The organism is Streptomyces sp. NPDC059455, assembly GCF_042750115.1.
Classification (GTDB): Bacteria; Actinomycetota; Actinomycetes; order Streptomycetales; family Streptomycetaceae; genus Streptomyces; species Streptomyces endocoffeicus.
Genome location: NZ_JBHYVB010000176.1, coordinates 1 through 24524 on the forward strand (window position 1 = coordinate 1; position 24524 = coordinate 24524).

General features: G+C 69.4%; 19 protein-coding genes and 2 pseudogenes. 13 read left to right on the forward strand and 8 right to left on the reverse strand.

The window, feature by feature from the left end; genetic code table 11:
* A pseudogene (locus tag ACFXB5_RS40755) lies at positions 1-101 on the reverse strand (deaminase); the annotation flags it as partial.
* A gap of 842 nt (positions 102-943) precedes the next feature.
* Here ACFXB5_RS40755 and ACFXB5_RS40760 point away from each other — a divergent pair.
* A complete protein-coding gene (locus ACFXB5_RS40760; protein ID WP_385218346.1) occupies positions 944-1072 on the forward strand; it encodes a hypothetical protein in 129 nt (42 codons plus the stop codon).
* A gap of 933 nt (positions 1073-2005) precedes the next feature.
* Here ACFXB5_RS40760 and ACFXB5_RS40765 read toward each other — a convergent pair.
* The 4 genes from ACFXB5_RS40765 to ACFXB5_RS40780 form a co-directional block, all read right to left on the reverse strand.
* The gene (locus ACFXB5_RS40765; protein WP_385218349.1) at positions 2006-2365 is read right to left on the reverse strand and encodes a hypothetical protein; all 360 of its coding nucleotides are present in this window, start codon (positions 2363-2365) and stop codon (positions 2006-2008) included.
* Between the two features lie 469 nt (positions 2366-2834).
* Positions 2835-3203, reverse strand: coding sequence for a UTRA domain-containing protein (locus tag ACFXB5_RS40770; protein WP_385218352.1), 369 nt, complete (start codon positions 3201-3203; stop codon positions 2835-2837).
* 84 nt (positions 3204-3287) lie between these two features.
* Positions 3288-3647: a hypothetical protein gene (locus ACFXB5_RS40775; RefSeq protein WP_385218354.1), complete on the reverse strand. Its 360-nt coding sequence runs from the start codon at positions 3645-3647 to the stop codon at positions 3288-3290.
* 250 nt (positions 3648-3897) lie between these two features.
* A complete protein-coding gene (locus tag ACFXB5_RS40780) occupies positions 3898-5454 on the reverse strand; it encodes an oxidoreductase (protein ID WP_385218357.1) in 1557 nt (518 codons plus the stop codon).
* 559 nt (positions 5455-6013) lie between these two features.
* Here ACFXB5_RS40780 and ACFXB5_RS40785 point away from each other — a divergent pair.
* Entirely contained in the window at positions 6014-6352 is a 339-nt protein-coding gene (locus ACFXB5_RS40785) for a hypothetical protein (RefSeq protein WP_385218358.1), read from the forward strand.
* A gap of 24 nt (positions 6353-6376) precedes the next feature.
* Here ACFXB5_RS40785 and ACFXB5_RS40790 read toward each other — a convergent pair whose 3' ends face one another.
* The gene (locus ACFXB5_RS40790) at positions 6377-8011 is read right to left on the reverse strand and encodes a hypothetical protein (RefSeq protein WP_385218361.1); all 1635 of its coding nucleotides are present in this window, start codon (positions 8009-8011) and stop codon (positions 6377-6379) included.
* Between the two features lie 349 nt (positions 8012-8360).
* Positions 8361-10124: a hypothetical protein gene (locus ACFXB5_RS40795; RefSeq protein ID WP_385218363.1), complete on the reverse strand. Its 1764-nt coding sequence runs from the start codon at positions 10122-10124 to the stop codon at positions 8361-8363.
* A 1006-nt stretch (positions 10125-11130) separates the two neighbouring features.
* Here ACFXB5_RS40795 and istA point away from each other — a divergent pair.
* Together istA and istB are read left to right on the forward strand one after the other, a co-directional pair.
* Positions 11131-12603 (forward strand): annotated as a pseudogene (istA, locus tag ACFXB5_RS40800) (IS21 family transposase).
* A 60-nt stretch (positions 12604-12663) separates the two neighbouring features.
* Positions 12664-13437 carry an IS21-like element helper ATPase IstB gene (gene istB / locus ACFXB5_RS40805; protein WP_385218366.1) on the forward strand — a complete coding sequence of 258 codons (774 nt, stop codon included), beginning with the start codon at positions 12664-12666 and terminating at the stop codon, positions 13435-13437.
* Positions 13438-13525: 88 nt separating this feature from the next.
* Here istB and ACFXB5_RS40810 read toward each other — a convergent pair whose 3' ends face one another.
* The gene (locus tag ACFXB5_RS40810; RefSeq protein ID WP_385218368.1) at positions 13526-14293 is read right to left on the reverse strand and encodes a hypothetical protein; all 768 of its coding nucleotides are present in this window, start codon (positions 14291-14293) and stop codon (positions 13526-13528) included.
* A gap of 198 nt (positions 14294-14491) precedes the next feature.
* Between ACFXB5_RS40810 and ACFXB5_RS40815 the strand changes: the two genes are divergently transcribed.
* The 9 genes from ACFXB5_RS40815 to ACFXB5_RS40855 all read left to right on the forward strand — a co-directional run bounded on the left by ACFXB5_RS40815 (position 14492) and on the right by ACFXB5_RS40855 (position 24510).
* Positions 14492-14698 (forward strand): hypothetical protein, encoded by a 207-nt coding sequence (locus ACFXB5_RS40815; protein ID WP_385218370.1) that lies wholly within the window; start codon positions 14492-14494, stop codon positions 14696-14698.
* A gap of 458 nt (positions 14699-15156) precedes the next feature.
* Positions 15157-15564, forward strand: a complete 408-nt coding sequence (locus tag ACFXB5_RS40820) for a hypothetical protein (protein WP_385218372.1) — start codon at positions 15157-15159, stop codon at positions 15562-15564.
* Between the two features lie 543 nt (positions 15565-16107).
* A complete protein-coding gene (locus tag ACFXB5_RS40825) occupies positions 16108-17064 on the forward strand; it encodes a LysR family transcriptional regulator (RefSeq protein WP_385218375.1) in 957 nt (318 codons plus the stop codon).
* A gap of 177 nt (positions 17065-17241) precedes the next feature.
* Positions 17242-18690, forward strand: coding sequence for an MFS transporter (locus ACFXB5_RS40830; RefSeq protein WP_385218378.1), 1449 nt, complete (start codon positions 17242-17244; stop codon positions 18688-18690).
* Between the two features lie 52 nt (positions 18691-18742).
* Positions 18743-20437 (forward strand): dihydroxy-acid dehydratase, encoded by a 1695-nt coding sequence (locus ACFXB5_RS40835; RefSeq protein WP_385218379.1) that lies wholly within the window; start codon positions 18743-18745, stop codon positions 20435-20437.
* 29 nt (positions 20438-20466) lie between these two features.
* Positions 20467-21756 (forward strand): FAD-dependent oxidoreductase, encoded by a 1290-nt coding sequence (locus ACFXB5_RS40840; protein ID WP_385218382.1) that lies wholly within the window; start codon positions 20467-20469, stop codon positions 21754-21756.
* 10 nt (positions 21757-21766) lie between these two features.
* Positions 21767-23068, forward strand: a complete 1302-nt coding sequence (locus ACFXB5_RS40845) for an aconitase X (protein ID WP_385218385.1) — start codon at positions 21767-21769, stop codon at positions 23066-23068.
* Positions 23065-23511: an aconitase X swivel domain-containing protein gene (locus tag ACFXB5_RS40850; RefSeq protein WP_385218388.1), complete on the forward strand. Its 447-nt coding sequence runs from the start codon at positions 23065-23067 to the stop codon at positions 23509-23511. The genes ACFXB5_RS40845 and ACFXB5_RS40850 overlap by 4 nt, the downstream gene beginning before the upstream one ends.
* A 109-nt stretch (positions 23512-23620) precedes the next feature.
* A protein-coding gene (locus ACFXB5_RS40855; protein WP_385218391.1) for an IS5 family transposase occupies positions 23621-24510 on the forward strand; the annotation gives its coding sequence in 2 pieces (ribosomal slippage) (positions 23621-23971 and positions 23974-24510; 888 coding nt in all).
* The last annotated feature ends 14 nt before the right edge of the window (positions 24511-24524 follow it).

Below are 24524 nucleotides of genomic sequence, written 5' to 3' on the forward strand. Positions count from 1 at the left end.
GCGAGGTACTCCGGGCCCTCGAGGCCCCAGAACCCGGGCCATCCCTCTCCCGATGCATGGCCGTCGAGGGAGGTGATGAAGTCGACGAGAAGCTCTGACATGGCGGTTCCCTTCCTGAGGTGTCACGAGCTTGGACCGGCCGCGAGACACAAACTCATCGGCCGCGCTGTGGAGTGGGAACGGCGCGAAGTGGCTGATCTCCTGCAGGTGCCGGAACTGCACCGCCACACCGCCGGCCGCTGCGGCGGCCACGAGAGGGCTGTGCCCGGCCAGGCGCCACCATCCGGCGATCTGCAGCCACTGCCCGGCGAGGAGCAGCGTCGGCGTCCAGTTGGTCACCCGGCCTCGCTGCAGGGCTATGAGCGCGGTGGCGCTCGCCCTGGACGGCCGGCCGCGGGCGAAACGAATGCGATCAGCTTGGCGCAGCGCGATGCCGAGGGCGATGAGGGCTAAGGACAGCGGCATGTTGAGCGACCCCGGTGGGACAGGGGTGGGGCCCATCCCTGTCCGTTTGATCACACACCGTACATCTAGTCACTAGATTGTCGGGGGTTGGTGTCCCTCGGTGCAGACTCGGGGTAGGGGTAGGCGCTGACGCCGGAAAAGGTCAGCGGCATCGCCGGGGTCGGTAAGACGGCGGTTGCTGTCGACACGGCTCGTCAGGCGCTGCCTGGGCGCCCGGCGTCCGGGCTTGTCCCGGACAACTGCACTGACCAGCCCGGACTTGTGCACGTTGTCTCGAACAGCCGGGATGTCTTGCCGGCGGTGATGTGCCTGGGAACAGTTGGCGGCATCGAAGACCCCGGCACGTCATCCGGTCCTGGTGAGGCTGTACCAGTTCCGGGATCCGATGAAGCGTCACCGACTGGTTGATCGGCTGCTGCAGGACTGCCGTGGTCCGACATCACTCGGGATTCGACACTCCCACGAACGGAGACCTGTCATGAACTCCGCACGTCTGCTCGCGGGCCTCGTGGCCACCGCCGCCTTCGGGGCACTCCTCACAGGCCCCTCGTACGCGGCGGCGCCTGTCCAGGCCGCGGCCTGGGAATTGCGGCCAGGTACCGACTGACGCCACCGGCGACCAACGGGACGAGGTGAAGGGGAGCTCCGCTCCGGCGCGGATCGGCTATTACGAGAGGTGCAACGAGATCTCGAGGGTGTCTGGTGACGTCGCGCTGGCCTGCTTCGTAGAAAACGACTACGGCAACACCTGGTCCTACGCCCCGGGCTATGGCTGGATTTACGACAAGAACCTCAAATACAACGGGGCCACGACCACGTGCTCGTTCCTGTAGCTGCCCCAGCTGCTGGAGGGCCGCCGAGGGGGTCAGGTGCAGGGCGGCGGCGCTCGCGGTCATCGTGCCGTGGACCGGATACCGGAGGTAATCCCGAGCCTGACGTTCCAAGCAGCCATCTGTGAGGAGGCTGGTGTTCTCGCAGATGGCCGCTGACGGGCGGGGCACGCTGGCGCGCATCCGCCATGCTCAGGACGAGCTCTTCTGCGGCGACGGCATCCCCGGGGCTTCGGGGGCAGCGTGCCAGTGACGCGTGCGGACCGCTCGAGGCTGACGGACTGTCCGGCAGGCCGTGGGTCATGGCAGAGTCCTGCTTCTGCCCGGCCCACGGCCGTAGTTGCGCTCCGGGCCAGTTCTACAGCGGCTCGACTGGCTCTGACGTCGTCATTCGGCCCCGCCCGGACGGCTAGCGCTGGCCCCGATTCGTGAAGATCCGTGACGGCTTCAAGTGGCTCCTCCTGGTGACCGCCGCCTGGTCAGGGCCAGGCCCGAATGGGGCCGTTTCAAGCCGTCACTTCACCTTTTGGGGCCAGCTGGGACGTCTTGGTGGGGCCGCTGAACAACGTCGAAGCCACCGGGCTCGCACCGTGAGGCGGCGCCCTGCGTTTCGAAGGCTTCGGCGCTGCCTCCGGCCCATGTCGCAGGGTTCTGACGCAGCTCCTGCTGACTTCGCAGTGCTCTCGCACGCGCCGCGCGTCGTACAGGTGTCAGCAGTAGGTGCGCAGCGCCCAGACGAGACTCCAGTTGATCTCGGTGGGACCGGAGTCGGCGGGTGCGACATGGTTCACGGAGCCGTAGTAGTCGAACATCTTGACTATGCCGCCTCCGGGAAGGCGGTTGTCCCAGTATCCGACGCCGCTCCAAGGCTCTAATGCGGACTCGCCGCAGTGCAGGACGAGCTGGTCGCCGCTGCCGCTGGTGGCGCAGAACGCGTCGGGCACGGTGCACGGAGCCGCGGCCGCACGGCTGGTTGAGAAGCTGTCGGTGGCGGCGGCGCCGGTGGTCGTGCCTGTCAGCGCCGCGGCCGAGAGGGCGAGGACGGTGAGGGCGGTGCGTGTCTTGCACATGTGTGCCTGCTTTCGTGTGGGTCCGGTTGCTGTGGCGGCAGCGTGCTGGAACGGGTGTGGGAGAACCTGGGGCAAATCTTGATTGTGCCGGTGGTCGGCGGTGCGTGCCACGATCGGGCACGCTGGGCCTACGTACGCCTAACGCTTGAGGCCTGCGGCCCACCGCGGCGCAGTCCCGTCTGCGGCGGGCCCTTGCGGTCCTGACGGACATCGGCGACCCACGCGCGGCCGCCGTCAGCACCAGGCTCGATCACCTCACCTGGCTTCGCGACGCCGGATCACGGCGCGGTGCGGGCATGGCGGATTCCCTCCCCCTTCAGCGGCCCCAAGGGGCCGTAAGCGTGTGTGCTGCTCGGGTGTTCGCGCCGCGGCATTGGAGCCGCGATGGGGCAGCGACGGCGCAGCCGCTCGCCAGGGTTCACCCACCGGGCGGCGGGCGCACAAGCGTTCAGCGGGTGTATGCACCGGGTCAGGTGGCGGGCGGTACGGGGATGTCGTAGACGATGTCCCAGCGGTCCGCGGGGATGAGGAGGTCGGCGGTCTCCACCGGTCTGCCGCCGGTGTCGTAGTGGGTGCGCTGGATCAGCGTCGCCTGGGCGCCGGCGGACACGCCGAGCAGCTGCGCCTGGTCACAGTCGACATGGACCGGCCGGAGAGTCTCCACCGCCCGCTGAACAGTGATGCCCAGGTGCGCCATGCGGGCGGCCACGCCGCGGCCGGCGAGCGGCCCGCCCTCCGGCAGGACCACCACGGTGCCGCCGGTGATGGCCATCGGCTCCCAGCTGGTGGACAGCAGCGCTGGCTGCCGGTCGGCGAAGATCTCGTAGGAGGTCCGCACACACAGCGCACCAACCTCGAGGCGCTGTCAGCGAAAGCGCATGGCCCGGTCACGACGTCGGCGGTTCGGCACGGCGCCCGCCCGTCAGGCGCGGACTGGACGGCCGAACCAGTGACCGGATCGCCGTTGGGACAGCAGGATCACGATGGCGACACCAACCCCGCCCAGGATCAGTCCGGCAGGTTGCCCCTGCCCCAGGGTGCCCAGCCCGACGACAATCATCAGCGAAGCGATGATGATCGCCGTACCCCGTGAGCCCGGCTTCCTCTTCGAGAAGCGCAGAGCGCTGATCAGGCCCAGGAACACCGGGAGAGACGTGGCGAAGATTGACCCGGCCGCCTCCACGTGGTCCGTCGCGATGGCAAGCACCATGCCGAGCAGGCCGAGCCCACTCATCACGAAGAACAGCACCTGTGCGGCCCGGACCGGCCCCGGCATCGTCATGGGCTGAGGTTGGTGCCCACTCGGGATCGCGCCGCCGTTCGGATACGGCTGATAGGGCTGGGGCTCGCCATACGGAGAGGGGCCGTGCCCGACAGGTCCCCCTTGACCAGTATTGTTCCATCCTGGCCGGCTGTTGGCTGGACATGGTCAAGACCCTATCGGCGCCTCATCTGCGTGACCTCACACATCACCATCGCGCGCGGCTACCAGACCCTGGTCGAACATCGCCTTTCGCGGCCTTCGTCGGTCGCTAGCTCTTCTGCAGGGTGCGAGTGACGCCCGCGATGACAGCGGTCGCCAGCACCCAGCCGAAGGCGGTCAGGAGGTAGGCCAGCCACTGGAGGCTGTCGTTCGACCAGTACCAGGCCGTGCGCTGGCCCAGACCACCGATGGGGATCAAGAGGTCGAGTGTGTAGACGAGGGGCTGGAACGGGGCGCTTTCCCCTTGTTTGACCGGGTTGGGGGAGTGGCTGCCGAAGGACAGCGTGCCCAGCAAGGTCAGCGCGAGGAGCCAGACACCGGCCAGCCAGGGGCGGTAGCCGTAGCCGACGGTCGCGTCGAGCAGGTGCCCCCACACGCGCGCGGCCGGGTGAAGAGTTTGACGTCGATGGCGCTGTTTGGCCAGGAGCACGCGGCGGGCGTCGTCGTCGTGGCCGGCCTTCCGGTACCAGCTCGCCAGCTGCTCGTAGGGCTGCGGATTGTATCCGGGGCTGTGTCGTATCCACGCCACGCGGTGGGCCACGGAGTCCCGCTGCCGCACTGCTTCCCGCCGCTCGCCTGCCTCGTCTTTCTGGATGGAGCCGTAGACGAAGCCGTCGAGCTCCACCACGTCCGGCCAGCTGTGCCTGTTGTCGTGAAGGTGGGACACCTGGGCGCCCCGCAGGTCCACGGTCCCGGAGGGTGATCGGGCGAGGGTGAAGGCGAAGTCGACGGCCTGCATTCGTGGGGCGGTCAATGACGGGCCTTGACCGTCGGGCGGCCCGTTCAGGACGGCTCCTTCAAAGGTCACGTTGTCCGAGATCCGGGCACCCTGCAGCCGCACGATCCCGTTCGCTGTGAACCGGTCGGAGAAGTCGAGCGTCGAGGCCACAGCGTTGTCCAGGGCGAGCGCGACCCCACGTTGTCCGGGGCGTTTCAGTAGTGCACCCCGCATGTGCAGCCCGCCCGGCAGCTGGGCTCCCATGAAACGGAGTTCACCATGCGCAACGAATCCGCCCTGGCAGTAGACTCCGCCCTCGGCGACCAGCCCGCCGGCGGACACTGCCCATTGCTCAGGCGCGGCGATCTCGGCTCCGTTGAGGTTCACGGCACCGCTCACGTGGGCGTTGATGAGCGATAACGCGGTGACCTTGCGGTGGAGGGGCGAGGCGGAGCCGCTTTCCAGGCGAGAGCGCCGCAGGTCGATGCGTCCTTCAACACGGGTCAGGCCAGCTTCCAGGCCCGGCACTCGGCTGGCCACGATCACAATCGACTGGGTCGACGCTCCGGAAAGGTCCACGCTCTCCTCGAACCAGCAGTCCTCGAACCAGAGGCCGTGAGCGATCTGCGCTCCGGCCAGGTTGAGGTGCCCGGATATCCGACCCCCGGCGAGCCTGAGGCACGCAATGGCGCCCGACTGCGCGGTGTTCGCCCCCTGGAGGAGCGCCACGATCACGGCGGCCCGAACCGTCCGTCCCGGGCCCCACTGTCCACCCTCGGCGACACGGTCGTCCTCGGGCACCCCCGTGCGCAGGTCCACCTGACGCCCCACGGGGAACGCATCCCACAGCTCCCGCTCTGGGGAAGTCAACTGGTTGTATGAGAGCACTCGTACAGAATATTGATCTGCCATCGCGCTCGCCTTGCCGACCGCGCGCGGATCGGAAGGCGACCACAGAGAGGTGCGGCCTCGACGGCACGGGGCAGTACTGCGCAGAGCGCGCCGAATCCGTCGACGGCCCGAGCGCCCCATCGTCTGTCAGTGCCGTGGTGTGTCCTGATATCGCGTCCTTTCAGCCTCGCCCCGTGGAGGAACTCGTGACCGCGTCCGCCAAGCCGGTCACTCTGCCCGTCTACCGGTCGGGCGAAGCGCCGGACCACCTGCGCACGATGACTCAGCTCAAGGAGCGGCGGCTCAGGCCGGCCGAGGGGGCAAGAGCCGGTTGCGCTGCTGCGGAAGTACCGGCGCGGGCACGGGTGGGGCGAGTTTCCTCTGTATGACCCGGCCGATGCGGCGGAGATGCGGCCGTTGTCGGCCAAGCAGCAGGCGGCGATGACGGCTCGGCGCACGTGCCCGGTGTGCAAGGAGGTCCGCGGCTACGTCGTGCAACGGCCGCCGCTGCGTCATCTACAACCAGGCGTTCGACGTTGCCAGGCTCCGGCACGAGTTGACCGTGCACTACCGGCAGACCGGCCACCAGAACCCCGAAGACGCCGTCGACTCCTGGCTCGGCACGGTGCGTTTCGAGGACGCGATGGTGCCGTACTCGGACTGGTACGGGGACTGGTCCGCCGGGCCCGGGTTCGTACGGGCCCGGCGAACCCGGGGTTCGACGGCGGCCGAAATGCCGTTGGACATCGAAATGTCAGTGAGCGCGTTTCATCTTGAGCGGTGCGTCAACAAGCTCAGGCAGTGGCGCGGCCTTGCCTCTCGCTATGACAAGACCGCCACCGGCTGCAGAGCAGCTCTCCTCGTCGCAGGTATCCTCATCTGGGCCGCTCGGTGACCCGACGGAGACGGCTTGGGCCGCTTACTCCGGATCCTCGCGCAGGCTGCTGGAGGTGGAAGGTGTCTTTTTGTCTGACTTCGGCGGCCAGTCGTACGGGTCCAGCCTTCGGTGCAGGGGGCGTCCGGTCCCCCCGTGTTTCTCCTCGTACGTGGCGGCTCGGATCGTGCCGAAGGAGACCTTGCTGTGCTGCATCACGTCTACCCCCTCCACCCGGAACGTGATCCATCCTGCGCCTTCCTGAGGCCCTGACACCCAGGGGGTGACGACGCTGCGAACGTTGGTCTCGCCCGCCACGATGGTTCCCCTGTGGCCGTGGGGGTCGGTGATCTTCACTCCGGTGTCGGTGAAGGCAAGGCGGCTCTTCGTACCGCTGGGTCCCTCAACCCACTGTGCGGTCACGCTGTTCAGGTCCGCCGTGTCGGCCGAGACGGTGCCTCGCTCCTGGCCTCCGTCCTTGCGGACGTTGATGCCGGACTGGGGGAACTCGATTCGGCCGTCGGTGGTGCCGCGGCCCTGGACCCATGTGGTGTTGATGCCGTTGAGGTCGGCTTTGTCGGCGGCGACGGTGCCCGGCTCCTGGCCTCCGTCCTTGCGGACGTCGATCCCCAACTGAGGGAACCCGATCCACCCCTTGCCCCTGTCGCGGTCGCCGACCCATTTGGTGTTGACGCCGTTGACGTCGATGCGCTCGGCGGTGACGACACCGAGGTCATCGCTCGGGCCGTGGTGGACGGTGATGCCGGTGCCGGGGAAGTCGATCCAGCCGGAGTCAGCGGCCTTCCCCTCGACCTTCTCGGTCCGCACGTCGTGGACGTCGGCGGTCCCGGCCGCGACCGTGCCCAGGACATGGTTGTGGTCGTCGACCTTCACGCCGTCCTTGGTGAAGGTGACCCGGCCCCGGTCTGTCGTCCCTTCGACCCACAGGGCGCGCGCTCCGCTCTCGAACTCGGGGATGAGCGCGTGGACGGTGGTGGTGAGGAAGTACCCCTCCTGTATGTGCCCGTCGCTGCCGGGCGTCCCGGCCACAAGGGTGTAAGTGGTGCCTCGCGTCAGGGAACGGGTGGGTGTGTGGTGGTAGGGCCCGTACGGTATCGGGGCGGGCCGCACTGGCGGATTGACGCGTTCCACAGACCCGTCCGGATAGCGGATCCCGTACGTGAGGTTGGTCGGCCCGTCCCAGTGCAGGACGACGTTCTGGCCTGCGCCCACCAGCGAGTGTTCCGCGCGGAAGTTCTGCGGGACCTGCGGCGTCTGCTTCACCAGCGCGAGCTTGGTGTAGGAGGGGTAGCCGGGCATAGACGTGACGAGCGTTTCGCCGCCGTAAGCCTTCTCGTGGATCTCGATGAGAACCAGCCCCGGATGGTCGGAAACCGGGATGTTCTCCAGCGTCAGAGTCAAGGACTCTTGTGCGGGCAGCGTCATCTGAAGTTTCGAGGGACGTGCGGCCCGGAAGCGGCCCCCGCTGTGCCGAGCGAAGTCCGGGGCCTCCTCACCGGCGGGCAGGGTTAGGTAGCTCCTGGCGATACTCGCTTTGATCGCCGCAGCGTCGTCGGTCAGGTCACCGCTGCCGGCACCGGTCGGAATCAGCACATCGATGTGCCGACAGGTCACCTCGGACCGGTGCGTGTTGGAGACGACCACGTGCACCGTCCCCACGGAGGGCGCCCCAGGACGCGAAGCTTGAAGTGATGTCGGATCTGTGACCATTTCATAGTGCAGCACGGATGGCATGGGTAAGGACTCCCTACCTTGGCTTTCACGCGATGCGGGCAGAAGACGCGCAGTGGAGCCGGGTGTTGCCGGGTGCCGTTCAGATCCTTCGATGCCACGCGCCCCGCCAGGGGACACATGCCAACAGAACCATCCGAAAGTATGCAGCCCGCACCCGTCCGAACCCCGCGATCCTCTGACTCTGTCCCGAATCAAACCCCTGCCTGACCAGAACCACGCCGCAGGAACTTGTCGACACCGCCCAGCGCCAACACCTACGCGGCACCCAGGGTCCTCAGGAGCGTGGGCCGTCGCCAGCGCCGCGGGCCTTCGGCCGTGGTCCAGCGCCGCGGAGGTTGTACTCGATGAGGCCGTCCTGGTCGACGGTGGAGGTGTAGCGCAGGGCCGCGCCGACGGTCAGGCCGAACAAATCGCAGATCCGGCGGGGATCGCCTCCGGTGGCCTCGGCCTCGTGGAGGAGACGGTCCTCGCGGAGGCGGCGGGCTGGCATGCCGAGTACGTCGTTGATGCAGACGTGGCTGACGGGTTCCACGCCGCAGGCTGTGGTCTGTGAGAGGAACAGGTGAGTGTTGGCGGTGCGGGGCCATCGGCTGTTGCGGTAGTCCAGGTAGACCGCGAGCCGGTCGCGCACCGGTTCTGCGAGCAGGACCGTGCGGTTGGGCAGGAACAGCCTGCCGTCACGCAGGTCCGTGGTCAGCACGGTGCGTAGTTCCCCGGAGGTGAGCGCGTGGAAGATGACCAGCGCTGACAGGGCCGCCCTCGGCGCCGTCTGGTCCTGGAGGACCTGGCGGAGGTCGGTGACCTCCACGGGCAGGGGGATGGTGGCGGTCGGCATACCGCAGAAGATCCGGGAGGTGCGGTCGGTGAAGATGATCCGCCGTCGCTTCAGAGGCCGGAGGATGTGCCGCAGGCCCTGGAGCATGTTGGCCCGACAGGTTCCGCTGTCGGGCAGGACATCCAGGACGTCGTCCCGGGCGATGGAGCGCAGAGAGTCCTTGCCCTGGTCCGCCCACGTCCGCAGGGCGGGGAGGGCGGTCCTCACCATGCGCCGGATCCACCGGGGCGATCGTGCTTTCACCCGTGGTGCGGTGGTGCTGCCCGAGAGCATGAGCTCGAACCAGGTGTTCAGCTCGGCGGCCATGGGTTCGGGGAAGCCGGCGGTGACCTCGCGGAACCAGGGCACCACCGGCGGGATACGGTCGTCGTCGAGTATGTGGAGCTGAGACAGCAGCTTCAGCAGCGGTCTGACCGGCAGCTGCAGGTCTCGCAGGAGCAGAACGTCGGACGCCCGGAACGGGGCGCCTGGGGTGTCCTGGAGGGGCAGGAGGATGCGCAGGCCGCGGTCCAGGCCCCATGCGGCGGCGTACTCCAGGCCGTGGCGTCGCGCGTAGTCGTCGGCTGCGGCCTTCAGCGCCGCCGCCACCTCGGGCGCATCTGCCTCGGGGAAGCCGTGCTGCTGCCCGCGACGCAGGTCCCGGCCGTGCGGCGGGAACAGCACCAGTTGCCGATGTTTCACCGGCAGCAGCACAGGCGGGGGCATCGCCGGCGGCTTGGAGCGGCGGCGGACCGGCCCCGGCGTCATCAGCCGGACGCGCCGTTCCATGTCGGCGAAGTACAGCTGCTGCCCGTGACGATTCGCCTCCGCCAGGGCCATGGCGTAGTGAGGGCGCCGCAGCAACTGGGCCTGCTTGAAGCACAGGCGGCAGGCACCATCCCGCAGGGACAGCTCCCGGCCGCAGACCTGGCACGGGCCGGTGCCGGGTTTCCGCTGGCGCCAGCCTCGGCAGCCCACGCACATCCCGCCGTAGCGCCGCAGCATCCCCCAGGCGAAGCAGTCCGGGCAGGACGCCGGGCGCTCTGCTGACGAACCGCGGTGCCAGTTACGGCACTTGTGGGCCGACCAATAGTCCTCGGTCGAACCGCACTGTCGGCACGGCGGCGGGTCACGCGGCTGCGGCCGGCACCGGTGGCAGTACTTCGCCCCGTAGGTGGACACCGGCCGCTGCCGGCACTGCGGGCAGAACCTCGGCGGCGTCATCAGATCGGGGGAAGGGTCCGGCTGTGGTGAGGAGGTGTTGTTGGTCGGGGCGGAGGAGGGGCCAGCTGCGTCGCTGTTTGGTCAGCCAGCGGCGGGTGGCGGGGGTGTGCGGATGGGGCGGGCGTGGTGGTAGGCGCGTTGCCAGACCATGCCCCAGGGCGGGTTCCACCAGGGGTCGATAGCGGTCAGAGCGTGGGCTGCGGGGGGTGGGGCCTGTTTTTCTTGTTTGGTAGCGCTGACGTGTGGCCTCAACGTAGAAAGCTTGGCGCCCCTGGAGTGGTCGCTCTGACGGCATCCACGTCTTCGTCCTGGTCAACGGCAGAAAGCGAGGGGCGTCGTCCTGCAATTGCGCACGGCGCACCAGCATGCGCACCCGTGTGCGTTCCGCAGGCTGAGAAGAGGCCTACAAGGAAGCCGGAGCGGCGGAGGGCAGGGCAAGGAAGGCACGGATGGGCGGGGGCAGGAAGCCCGGTGTCTGGGCGAGGTTCCATTGGCAGCCCGGCTGCACTCGGTCGAGCTCGGCGAACTGTTCGCGCTGCAGCAACAGGCCTAGAGCTGACAGGGCGGTAGTGGTGGCTCTTTCGTGCCGGGCGCGTAGTTCGTCCAGGAGAGAGAGCCCGGCCGGCAGCTGCCTGCTGATCCACCACTCCATGGTGGCGTCGCCGGGCGTCCGGGCAGCAAGTTCTTCTTCCGCTCGCGCGCACAGGTCCAGCGCCCAGGCGCGCACATCCCGGGCAGCGTGCCAGGCGGCGCCGAGGTCCTCTGGCGAGGCTGTCGCCGCCAGCGCGTGAAGGGTGCGGCGTGACGGCGGCCGTGGCAAAGTCCAGATGTGCGGCCAGCCGAGTCCAGGCTGATGGCCACCGGAATTCCAGGTGGATGGCCGTCTGACCAGTGGTGTTCCTGATCACTTCCTTAACTGGAGGAGACCCCTCCGACCGTTTGCTGGTGTTTGCGCGCATCAGCTACCGGCCGGAGAGGTCCTGTGACGAAGTCTGACACGGAGATTATGGAAATCCTTGAGGCGTACGACCTGACGGGGACGGTCTGGTCGGCGGCCCTGGCGGGGCACGACCCGAAGACGGTCAAGCGGTATGTCGAGGCCCGCAACGGCGGGCGTAATCCCTATGAGCGAGAGCCGCGGCCGAAGATGATCGACGCGTTCCTGGAGAAGGTCGAGGAGTGGGTCGAGCAGTCGAAGGCGACGATCCGCGCCGATGTGGTCCACGAGAAGCTCGTGAAGATGGGCTAGCGGGGCAGCGCGCGCTCGACGAGACGGGCGGTGAACGCGGCGAAAAGCGCGTGGAAGGCGGGCAAGCGCCGGACGTACCGGCCGTGGATTCCCGAGCCGGGCCGGTGGCTGCAGTTCGACTGGGGTGAGGGGCCGCGCATCGGCGGCCGACGGACCTGGCTGTTCTGCGCATGGCTGTCCTGGTCGCGGTTCCGGGTCGTGATCCCGGTCTGGGACTGCACGTTGGGCACGCTCGTGGCCTGCCTGGACACCACGCTCAGGCGGATCGGCGGGGCCCCGACGTATGTACTGACCGACAACGCGAAGACGGTCACTGTCGAGCACATCGCCGGGATCCCGGTACGTCATCCGCAGATGGTCGCCGCGGGCCGGCATTACGGCTGCCAGGTGGTCAGTTGCGTGCCCTACGACCCCGAGTCGAAGGGTGGTGCGGAGGCCACGGTCCGGATCGCGAAGGCCGACCTGGTGCCCACCAACGCGAATTTGCTGGCCGCCTACGACACCTTCGCCGAGCTCGCCGATGCCTGCCTGACCTGGTGCGATGCGGCGAACTCGCGCCGTCACCGGGCGACTGGGGAGATACCCGCGAGCCGTCTGGACGTCGAACGCACCACGCTGCATGTCCTGCCCATCGAGCCGCTCGCGCTCGCGCTGGGCGAGGAGAGGCTGGTCGGCTCGGACCGCACGATCAGCTTCAACGCGGTGCGCTACTCGACCCCGCCGGGCTATACCGGTGCCAAGGTGTGGTGCCGGGTAATCGGCGAGGAACTGTCCATCACCGCCCGCACCAACTCCGGTGATCTCTCGGAGATTTGGCGCCACCAGCTTTCCACTCCGGGTGTTCCGCAGATCATCGACGCGCACTACCCCGACCATCCCGATGGCCGCAGCATCCACCAGCCGAGGCTGCGGCCCCGCTCGGAAGCGGAGATCGCGTTCGTGGGCATCGGCCCCGGAGCCGGGCGCTGGCTCAAGGAGGCCGGCCCCGTCGGCGCGGTCCGCATCCGCGCCAAGATGGCCCGCGCGGTCGAGCTGGCCACCGTCCTGGGCAACGACAAAGTCGACCAGGCCCTCGGCCTTGCGGCCACGGCCGGGCGCTTCGCCGACGACGACCTGCTCTCGATCCTGGGACACATCGCCGACAGCAAGCCCGCCGGCGAGGTCGTCCGCGCGGACGAGGCCCACTCCGTCCAGAACGGAACCATCGGCTGGCAGGCCCTGGGCCGCTGAGCCAAGACGCCGCCCACCACCGCATTCTGACTGCACATCACCCAAGAGAACGGCACCTCCATGTCTTTTCCCAGCCCGCCCGCGATCCCCGAGGAACTCGACAAGCTCATGCGCCGCATGCGCCTGCCCTATATGCGCAAAGCCGCCCCCGACGTCCTGGCCACCGCCCGCGCACAACGCTGGGACCCCGCCGAGGTGTTGCGGCTGCTGATAGCCGAGGAGGTCACCGGCCGGGACGCGGCCACCCGGCGTCTTCGCCGCCACTCGGCGAACTTCCCCACCGGCAAGACCCTGGGCTCCTGGCGGGCCGAGGACTCCACGATCCCCGAACCCACCCAGAACTCTCTGATCACGCTGGAGTGGATCGGCCGCGCCGAGAATCTGGTGATCGCCGGCCCGTCGGGGACGGGCAAGAGCCACTTCACCGAGGGTCTGGCCCAGGCCGCGATCGAGAACGACCTGCGGGTGTCCTGGTTCACCCTGGAGACGCTCAGCGCCGCGATCGGGAAGTCGAAGGTCGACGGGTCCACCGCCCGGACCGTCGCCCGGATCTGCCGCGCGGACCTCATCGTCATCGACGACATCGGCCTGCTGCCCGTCGGGGAAGACGCCGCCGAGGCGTTCTACCGCATCATCGACGCCGCCTACGAACGCCGGTCCATCGCGGTGACCAGCAACATCCACCCCTCAGGCTTCGACACGATCATGCCGAAGACTCTCGCGGGCGCGAGCACCGACCGCCTCATGCACCACGCTCACCTCGTGACCACCACCGGCGACTCACACCGCCTCGCCGAGGCCCTCGCCGGGAAGGGAGTGGTCCCCTTGAGCTGACCCCCACCCCCAGGAACACCACTGGCCACACACCTGGGTTTCTGATGGCCACCAGCCTGGACACCCAACGGCCACCCACCTGGGCATCTCAATGACCATTGACACGGCGAACGTCGCCGGTCAGCATCGCCGGGCTGTCGTCAGGGCCCAGGACGGGGGAGTGTGGAACGTCGCGCACCGTGGTCTCCACCAGGGATACGATCGGGTTCACGTCCAAGCCGGGTGTCGTCCCCCGCAGTAGTGCGCCGATGCGCGGTAGGGGCGCGCTTCCCGTGAGCAGGGCGTCGGCGGCGAACAACGCGGCGCCCTGCGGCGTCATGCGCTCATCGCCCAAGTGCTCGTCCCACCGGGCGAGTTCCTTCGGCGGCCAGGGGACACCGGCTGACTCGAAGAACGCGACGATCTGCTCGTCCAACCGGCGTGCTCGCGCGGGCACCATGACCGCAGCCTGGCCGCCGCGGCCGATGTAGGAGTCGACGGCGTCCAGATTCTCGTCGACGTCCTGCCCCGGCTCGGTGCCCGGAAGGCGGACAGTGTCGACGGCAGCCTGGAAGGCTGCCCGGACCGTCGGCTCCGGCACCGGCAGGCCCTCGCCGAACAGGAAAAGTGCCACGTCCGTCGGCCGCTTCCCTCGCCCGGATAGCCGGGCGAGACCGAGCACCAGAGCGAAGCTGGCGGCCACCGGCTGCGAGGTACTGCCCTGGCCGCGACCGAGCCCTCCACCATGCGCGTTCGCCGGGAGCAGCCCGTAGCGCCTCCATCCGGACAACTGCTTGCCCGTCACCGTGAAGCCGTGCTCGCGGGCATGATCGATGAGCTGCTGGTCCGCCCGGCTGGGCACCTTCGCGCTGGTCACCCTGCGACCGTACCGGTGACGACCCACACTGCTCGGCTGTTCTTTGGAGACCCCCCACCTTCGTCCGGTCGCCGTGCTACCGGTCCGCTGCAATGGGCGAAGAACCGGCCCGCGCGGTAGACCGCGCCTGGCCAGCCCGCCAGCCCGCCCCGCCCGGGGCTGGGCCGCGCACCCGAAACGAAGGAGACGGAATCACCCATGACCAGGAACGCCGAACACCGTGAGCTGCGAACCCTTCTACTCCTGCTGACCATGGCAGTGGGCCTGCTCACCACCGGAGCGGTCGTCTGCCTGACGCTTGCCTACCCGAGGCTGGCTGACCCCCTTGCCGTGGGCGCCGCTGTCCTGACCTGTCTGGCCGGCCTCGTACGGTTGGTCGTCAAAGCGGCCGGAGAACATAGCTGACTGTGCCGTCCGGCGCCCGGCCGCCGGACGCCCCCTTGCCCCGGCCGCCGCGTGCCGCTGCTGCGCCCGCGCCTGCCGACCCCGCGACCCGCCGCCACGTCCCGCGCCCGCGCCCGCGCCCGAGGGGGCCGCTGATCCGCCGCGCTGTCGGCCTGCAGCTCGGGTATTGTGCTGTGGCGGGTGTTTGCGGTTGTTCGGCGAACACCGTGAACAGTCCCGACTATCCCGCCGGGACGATGCTGTTGGACGTGCGGCCCCTGGTGCTGGTAGGAAGCGGACCGGAACGCCGGGGAGAACCTCGGCAGGGGAGGGGCATCCATGCTGAGTGGCGTAGATGGCGGGGGTGTCCCGGCTGACGTGACGGCGGTCCGCGACCTCGTTCTGGCGCCGTTGCCCCCGCCCGCCCGGCGTCCCCCGCCGAACAAGCGCTTCTGGACTTTCTGGAGTGGCACCTCGCGATGGAGAGTCGGCTGGACCACGACGGCACCGCAGGGTGGAAGCACCGGTCGGTGTACGCGCTCGTGGCCGCGTACGGCCGCTGGTTCATCCCCGCCGCCCTCCCGGCCGAGGTCCGGGCGCTCCCGGAGCGGCAGTGCTTCGCCAACGCGGCGGCGACCGAGCGGGAGCACCCGCACCTGGTCTACACCGAGGGCTTCGCCGTCGCGGACGGCAGCCCTGTACCAACGGCCCACGCCTGGTGCACGGACGCGGACGGCCACGTGATCGATCCGACCTGGTCGGACCTCAAAGGCAGCGCGTACCTGGGAATCGCTCTGCCCTCGAACCTGCGATCGCGCGCGCCCCGTAACTGGGGCGTCCTGGAAGCACCCGACTCCCTGTACCCGCTGCTGCGCAGCGGCCTGTGAGCCGAGCGGCTCGTCCCGCGCCTCGTTGTCCGATCCGGTGGCGGGCGGCTTGCGTGCACCGCCGCCCGGGCCCGCCCGGCTGAGCTTCGGCCCGGCCCCGGCGGGGCGATGCCCGTCCCGGCCAGCGTCCCGTGGTGGCTCGGGCGGGGGTGCTGCTGGTGAATCGCGTGAAAATGGCCAGGTAGTTCGCATGAAAGTGCCCAGCTGAACATCTGCGTTGACCTGCGCTTGTGTCGTAGTTGACGTGTTGGAGGGGTTGGACGTTTAACCGCGAAGCCGCAGGACACTTTGGCGCGATTCACCAACCGGCTCGCCCGCGGACCCGTTCCTGATCGACATTCTGGAGACCGACGGCCCGATCGCGCTCGCGGCGAAGCGCCCGGAGCTGTTCGGCACCGGGTGAGGACGCCGTCGGCCTGCCGTCGACCCGGCACCGCGGCGGCGGACCGAAGGCTGGCGGCCGCCAGGACGGCCCCGGCCGGCCGGACGGCCCGGAAAGGAGGATGGAAAGAGCCCGCGTGCCTGCGGCAGAATCCCGAGCCCATGAGCCCACGGCAGTCCCGCCCCACGCACCTCGCGAACCTCGACCTCAACCTTCTGGTGACGCTCCGAGCGCTGCTGCGCGAGCGGAACGTCACCCGGGCCGCCCGGAACCTCGGCGTCACCCAGCCCGCCGTCAGCGCAGCGCTGTCCCGGCTGCGCCGGCACTTCGGGGACGAGCTGCTCGCCCGGGCACACGGCGCCTACGTCCTGACGCCGCTCGCCGCGCAGCTGGCCGGGCAGGTCGAGGCGGTGTGCGCGGCCACCGAAAGGCTCTTCGCGACCGGCAGGGCGTTCGACTCCGCGACCACCGAGCGGGAGTTCACCCTGCTGATGGCCGACTACCCGGCGACGGTCCTGGGCCCCCCGCTGTCCCGGCTGTTCGACCACGAGGCGCCCCATGCGGTGCTCCACCTCCAGCTCATCAGGGAGACCCTGGGCAGTGGCGCGGGTGACGCGATCCGGCTCGTCGACGCCATGGTCTCCCCGCCGCTCGGCCACTTCCGCACCCCGGGGGTCGAGTCGGCTCCGCTCTTCCGCGACCGGTGGGTCTGCGTCGCGTCCGCCGACAATCCTCTGTGCGAGGCCGAGTCGTTCGGCATCGCGGACCTGGCACGGCTGCCGTGGGTGGTGCCCTACCACCGGGACGAGGGCTACCCGTCGGCCGCTCCGGCGACCCGGCAGCTGACCGCCCTGGGCATCCGGCCACGCATCGCCGTACGCGTGGAGAGCTACCGGGCCGTACCGGACTTCATCACCGGAACGCGGCGGGTGGCGCTCGTTCCGGAGCGGCTCGCCGCACCCATCGCGTCCGCGCACGGGCTGCGCACGCTCACCTGCCCGGTACCGCTCGATCCGCTGGAAGAGCATCTCTGGTGGGACGCGAGTCACGACGAGGACCCGGCACACAGCTGGCTGCGCGACCTGATGGCCCGGGCCGCGGCCTGCCTCGGAGCATAAACGCCGTTGATGCCGCCCAGTCGAACGCTCTATTGACCTGGCCATTCCCTCCGGTGAAGCGGGCTGCCTACGGTGCGGGACACGCGATGAGAGCCGCGTCGCGGCACAGCCCCCTTCCCCAGGAGCCCTCATGCCCCATGCCCTGACAGAGCTGCGGTCGTCACCGGCGTCCCCATCATGGCCGACTTCAACGGCGAGGAGACGGCCATGAGCGCCACCCGACCCGTCGTGGAAGTAGCCCCGATCGTCGAGCGCCAGCGTGCGAGCCGCTACTGGCTGCTGATGTACGCCGTCTGCTGTCTGATCACCTTTCTCGACGGCTTCGACTTCCAGATCCTGTCGTTCGCCGCCACCTACATCCGCAAGGACTTCGGGTTCACCGGGACCCAGCTCGGCACGCTGGCCACGGTCGGTCTCTTCGGCACCATGATCGGCGCGCTGATCATGGGTTATCTGGCGGACCGGATCGGACGCCGTCCCACCATCGTCGCGTCGGTCGCCGGTTTCGGCCTCTTCATGCTCGGTTTCGCCTATGCGGACACCTACGCCCACCTGTTTGCCCTGCGGTTCGTGTCCGGGCTCTTCCTCGGCGGGGTACTCCCACTGACCTGGGCCCTGGCGGCCGAGTACGCGCCGAAGCGGTTCCGGGTGACCGCCGTGTCCATCATCATGGTCGGCTACACGCTCGGCGGCGCCGCCGGTGGTCCCGTCTCCAACTGGCTGATCCCCGAGTACGGCTGGCGATCGGTGTTCGTCGTCGGCGGCGTCTGCTCCCTGCTCACCGTCCTCGCGGTGCTGCCGCTGGTGCCCGAGTCGGTGAAGTTCCTGGTGCTGAAGGCCTGCCCCGGCAGCGATGAGCGCGTTTCCCACATCCTGCGCCGCCTCCAGCCGGGCCTGTCCATCGAGCCCGGGACCCGCTTCACCACCGAGGCCCAGGAGCAGGCGCACTCGGGGAAGCGGTTCACCCCCACCCAGCTCTTCCATGGCCACCTCGCCGCCATCACACCCCTGCTGTGGCTGGTCTACCTCCTCTCCTCGGCACTGATCTACTTCCTGGTCTTCTGGACCCCGATGATCAACGAACAGATGGGGTTCAGCGTGAGCGCGGCCGCCACCATCGCCGCCCTGGCGAGCGTCGCGGGCGCCGTGGCGCAGCTGTTCATCAGCCGGTTCGTGGACCGCAAGGGGGCGGGCATCATCCTGTGGATGCCGCTCGCGGCCGTCGTCTGCATGCTGACACTGGGCACGGGAGTTCTCGGCCCGGCCGTCTACGTCGGCTTCGTCATCGGCGCCAAGATGTTCGTCAACGGCGGTCATGGCGGTATCACCAGCATCGCCGGCACCTTCTATCCGACGGGCATCCGCGCCAACGGCGCCGCCTGGGCCTCCTCGGTCGCCAAGGTCGGCGCCATGGCCGGCCCTTGGCTCGGCGGCGTCATCCTCGACGCCGGTCTCGGGGCACACGGCGCGTTCACCGTGTTCGCGGCCTGCCCGGCCGTGATGGTGCTGGTGCTGTTCGTGCTCGGCCGGGTCCAGCGTCGGCTGCCGGCCGAGGCGGAGGGAGCGCTGTCCGTGGAGGCCCCCACGACCGGCGTGGCGCCGGTGAAGACGGCGGCCCCCTCCTGACCGACGCCTCCGCCACAGAAGCAACCACGAAGAACGAGGAAAGGGTCAAGGGATGTCCACCGAGCCGCGCAGCAATCATCCGGTCGGGTCGTCTCGCTGGGCGACGACGCGTACACAGTGGAAGGCGCTGGGCTACGACGACGAGGAGATCCGCCGGCCGAAGATCGTCATCGTCAACTCCTCTTCCGGGCTCGCGCCGTGCTTCGCCCATCTCGACAAGGTCGCGGAGGCCGTCCGCCGGTCGGTGTACGACGCCGGCGGGCTGGCCTTCGAGATCCGCACCGTCGCGCCGACCGACTTCATCATGGCCGCCGGCCGGGGTGGCGGCTATGTGCTCTCGGGCCGCGACCTGGTGTCCTACGACATCGAGGCGGTTGTCGAGGGCGCGCGGCTCGACGGGATGATCTGCCTCGCGTCGTGCGACAAGACGACGCCCGGCCAGCTGATGGCGGCCGCGCGGACCGACGTCCCCACCGTGATCGTCGCCTGCGGCTATCAGAGCTGCGGTGTCCTCGACAACGGCCGCCGCGTCGACATCGAGGAGGTCTTCGCCGATGCCGGCAAGCTCGCCGCGGGCGCCATCAGCTTCGACGACCTCTGCCGGATGTCCGACCGCGCCATCACCGGCCCCGGCGTCTGCCAGGGGATGGGCACCGCCAACACCATGCACATCGTCGCCGAGGCGCTCGGCATGGCGCTGCCCGGCTCGGCCCCCACCCAGGCCAACAGCGAGACGATGTGGGCGGCCGCGCGCGCCGCGGGCCCGGTCGTCATGGCGGCTGTCGAGGAAGACCGGCGCCCCAGCACGGTGATGACGCCCGCCGCGTTCCGCAACGCGGTGACGGCGGTCATCGCGGTCAGCGGCTCGATCAACGCGGTCAAGCATCTGGAGGCGATCGCCGCGGAGTCGCCGTACGACATTGACGTCCACCGGCTCTTCGAGGAGATCGGGCGGGAGGTTGGGCCGATAGCCGCAGTCCAGCCCAACGGGCCCACGACCATCGACGAGTTCGACGCCGCAGGCGGGGCCCGGGGCGTGCTCCGGCAACTCGGCGACAGGATCGATGGCTCGGCCATGACGGTCTCGGGCACGTCGATGGCCGAGGTCGTCGCCGGCGCCCCCGTCGACGCGGAGGTGATCCGCGCCGAGCCGATGCGCCCCGAGTCCACCATCGCCGTGATGCGCGGCAATCTCTGCCCCGACACCGGAATCGTGAAGCTGTCGGTCACAGAGCACCGGGCCCGCGCCTTCCGTGGTACGGCGCGCGTCTTCGAGTCCGCGCCTAAGGCCACCGAGGCGATCGAGCGCGGCGAGGTGCTGCCGGGCGAGGTCCTTGTGCTGCGGGGTCTTGGCGTCACCGGCACACCGGGGATGGGCATGGCCTCCAGCGTGGTCTTCGCGCTGGCCGGCGCCGGCCTGAGCGAGCAGGTGGCGTTCGTGACCGACGGACAGCTCTCTGGCCTCGTCAACAAGGGCATCGTCGTCGGCGAGATCTCCCCGGAGGGAGGCGTGCCGGGCCCGCTGGGGACCGTCCGCACCGGTGACGAGATCGCGATCGACGTCCCGAACCGGACCGTCGACCTCCTGGTCGACGACGAAGAGCTGAACCGCCGGATCGAGGCGTACGCCGAAACACGCGCGCCGGGGACCTGGCCGGCGCGGCCCGGCTCCTGGCTCGGTGTGTACGCCGGGGCCGTGGAGCCGCTCGACCGGGGCGCCACGCTGCGCCGGGCCGCCGCCAACTGACCAACCATCCTCTGGGAGAAGACCACACCATGCCCCACCCCCTGTCCGATCTCGTCGTCCACACGGTCACCAAGCCGGCCGACGCTCCAGCCGAACGGCTCGACGCCGACATCCTCGTCGTCGGCGCCGGCATCGCCGGGCTCTCGGCGGCCATCCAGGCGCGCCGTCTCGGCCGCGATGTCGTCCTTGTCGACGCGCTCCCGGTCCTCGGTGGCCAGTGCGTCAATTCGATGATCGGGCTCTTCTGCGGGATCTACGGCAACGCGCCCGACTACCGCCAGCTCACCTACGGGATCTTCGGCGAGCTCTTCGAGGCGCTGGAGAAGACCGACGACCTCCACTACAACCGCACCCACACCCAGACAGTGGCCTACGACGAAGTCGCCCTCGGCCGCTGGTTCGAGAATATCGTCGAGGAGCTCGGCATCCGGGTGGTCCTCGGCGCCTCCGTCAGCAGCGTCGGGATCGAGGGCGGCGTCATCGAACGCGTCGACTTCGCCACTCGCTTCGGCCCGGTGAGCGTCACCGCCCGCGGTGTTGTCGACGCGACCGGCGACGCGGCCCTCGCCTGGGAGGCGGGGCTGCCCTGTCAGGTCCCCGACCGTACCGTCTGGGGCTCCCAGCAGATCCGGCTGGAGGGACTCGACGAGTCCGGCAAGCCGGAGCCCGCCGAGCTGGTGGCCCGGGTCGATGAAAAGGCCACCGAGTACGGCCTGGTCCGCCGTGACGGGCTCGCGTTCTTCTTCCCGGGCCGCGACACGGCGGTGATGAACATGACCCACGTCGAGGCTCCCTTGGGCGCAGTTGATGCCGCCGACGCACAGCTACGGGGCCGCGCCCAGGCGGACCGGGTCGTGGAGTTCCTCCGGCGGGAGTTCCCGGCGGCGTTCCGGAACGCCCGGGTCCGGGCCTATGGATTCCCGGGGCGCCGACAGACCCGCTGGCTCGCCGCCGCCCACCAGCTGACCCTCGACGAGGTGCGGCAGGAGACGAAGTTCGAGGACGCCGTCGCCCGGACGGCCTGGCCGGTCGAGCTGCACGATCGGGTCGAGGGCTACATATGGGAGACCTTCGGCCCCGACCACGTCCACTACATCCCGCTGCGCAGCATGCTCTCGCCGCGGGCGCGCAACCTCGTGGCCGCGGGCCGCTGTGTCGACGGGGACGCCGCCGCGCTCTCGAGCGTCCGGGTAATGGGTCCCTGCTCGGCGATGGGCCTCGCCGCCACGCACGCCCTTGATCTGACCCTGGGCGAAGACGTCCACCAGGTCGATCTGACGGCGCTGCGCGACCGCGTCCGCGAGAACGTCGAGGGCTGAGGAGGAGTCGATGGTCGCTCTGACGGACGAAGAGAAGGCCATGCGCGACGGCCGTGACGGCGATGCCGTCGCGGCTGCGATGGACCTGCTCATCAGATACGCCGACGCACTCGGTGCCGAGCACCTGTGCGAGACCCGCAATGTGGCGGGGACCAACACCCAGCCCTCACCCGCCAAGACGAAGCTGTTCGAGGAGGGTGGCTGGTCGAAGGCGTTCGCGGTCATCAGCCTCGACTGCGACGACGACATCGAGGTGCCGCGTATGAAGGTGCCGACCTGCCAGCTCCAGCACGGCTTCGGCGACGACGCGCTGGGGATCATGCCGTACTCCGAGCGCAACATCGAGCTCCAGGCCGACGCCGAGTCGTTCTACAGCTCCAAGGGCGTCAACGTCCTGGCCACATGCACCCCGTACCAGGTGGGCAATCTGCCGACCTACGGCGAGCACATCGCCTGGATGGAGTCCTCGGCGGTGGTCTACGCCAACTCGGTCCTCGGCGCGCGCACCAACTGCGAAGGGGGCGCCTCGACCGGGTCGGCGAGCATCACGGGCCGGATCCCCTGCTGGGGCAACCACCTGGTGGAAAACCGCTACGGGACCCATCTGATCGAGTCCGGGCTGCGGATGACCGGCTTTCAGGACTGGGGCATGTTCGGCTACTTCATCGGCGACGCGGTTCAGGAAGCGCGCCCGGTCATGGTCGGCGACCTCGGCCAACCCGACCTGGCGGACCTGAAGCACTTCGGGGCGGCCGCCGCCTCCTCGGGCGGCGTCGAGATGTACCATATCCCGGGGCGCACCCCCGACGCGCCGACGCTGGAGGCGGCCTTCGGCGGCGCCGCCCCGCCCGGGCCGCTGCACTACGGCGAGGCGGAGCGCCGCGCGATCTACGACTCGCTCAACTCCATCGGGAACCGCGAAGATGTCGACTTCGTGCTGATTGGCTGCCCGCACGCCTCGCTCGAGCAGATCGGCCGGGTCGCGCGGGCGCTCGAAGACCGCACGCTGTCGGCCGGGACCGAACTATGGGTCATGACGCCGCGCGCGCTGCGTGCCGTCTCGGACCGCAACGGGTGGACGGCCACCATCGAGCGCGCCGGGGGCCGGGTCCTGACCGACTCCTGCCCGGCCATGTCGCGGGCCGCGCCCACGGGCACCAAGGTGTTCGCCACGGACTCGGCCAAGCAGGCGCACTACCTTCCGGCGATCCTCGGCATCGAAGCCTGGTTCGGCACCACCGAGGAGTGCGTCGATGCCGCCGTGACCGGTCGCTGGCGTGGCTCGCTGGCCCCCGCAGCGGTGGTCCGATGACCAGCGCCGCGGGGACCCGGCTCGTGCTCCGCGGCCGCGGCATCGTCCCGGGGCGCGTGGCGGGCCGGGCTCTGGTCTCCCACGAGACCATCTCCGGCTGGGGCGGGATCGAGCCGGCCACCGGCACCATCATCGAGCGCAGACACGAGCTCTACGGTGTCTGCTTCACCGGCAAGGTGCTGGTCTTCCCGGGAGCGAAGGGTTCCTCGGGCTGGTCCGGCTTCTTCCAGTCGACCCGCCTGATGGGCACCGCTCCGCTGGCGATGGTCTTCACCAACCTGACCACGAAGGCCGCCCTCGGCGCGATCGTGACCCGCGTCCCCACGGTGACCGAGTTCGACGACGACCCGGTCGCCAAGATCGCGACCGGCGACCGGGTCGAGGTCGACGCCGACAACGGACTGGTGATCGTGTACGGACCGCGGCCAGGTCATCCGCGATGACGAGCCCGCGCTCCACGGAAGTCATCGAAGCGGCCCGCTCCGGTCGGTACAGCTTCCGTTCTAGGGCGTGTGTCGAAAATGGATCTTGAGCGTGAGATCATCCCGGTTCGTGGCACGTGGAGATCTGACGGATGTGCAGTGGGCCGTCCTGGAGCCGCTGTTACCCAAGGGCAAGAAGCTGGGGCGTCCGGCGACATGGACGAAGCGGCAGCTCATCAACGGGATACGGTTCCGCACGCGGACGGGTATTCCGTGGCGGGACGTGCCGGAGCGGTACGGGCCGTGGGGTCGGGTGTACGACCTGTTCCGCCGTTGGCAGCGGGACGGCACCTGGCATCGGATCTTCACCGTGCTGCAGGCTCGCGCAGACGTGAACGGCCTGATCACTTGGGAGATCAACGTCGACTCCACCGTCTGCAGGGCCCGCCAGCACGCCGCCGGGGCGCGGAAAAGGGGGAGCTGCAAAAGGAACCGCCGGGCGGTGTCCCCGTCGAGCCGGGCGACCACGGGCTTGGGCGTTCGCGTGGCGGCCTGACAACCAAGCTGCACCTGGCCGTCGAGCAGCGGCAGAAGCCCATGTCGATCGTGATCACGGCCGGGCAGCGGGGCGACTCTCCGCTGTTCGAGCCCGTCCTGCAGCAGGTCCGGGTTCCCCGACTCGGACCAGGCAGGCCCCGCACCCGGCCCGATCGCGTGCGAGCTGACAAGGCGTACGCTTCCCGCAAGAACCGTGCCTACCTGCGCAGGCGCGGGATCCGCCGCACCATCCCGGCCAAGGACGACCAGGCCCGCAACCGCAAGAACCGCGGCTCCCGAGGGGGTCGGCCACCGAAGTTCGACCCGGTCGACTACCGCGAGCGCCACGCGGTCGAGTGCGGAATCAACCGCCTTAAGAGGCACCGGGCGGTGGCTACGAGATACGACTGTGAGGATGTTGGGGTGCCGCCTCGGGCGGTGGTCTGGCCCGCGATACGACTGGCCCTGGTGCCTTGCGTTTGATCTGCCGACTGCTG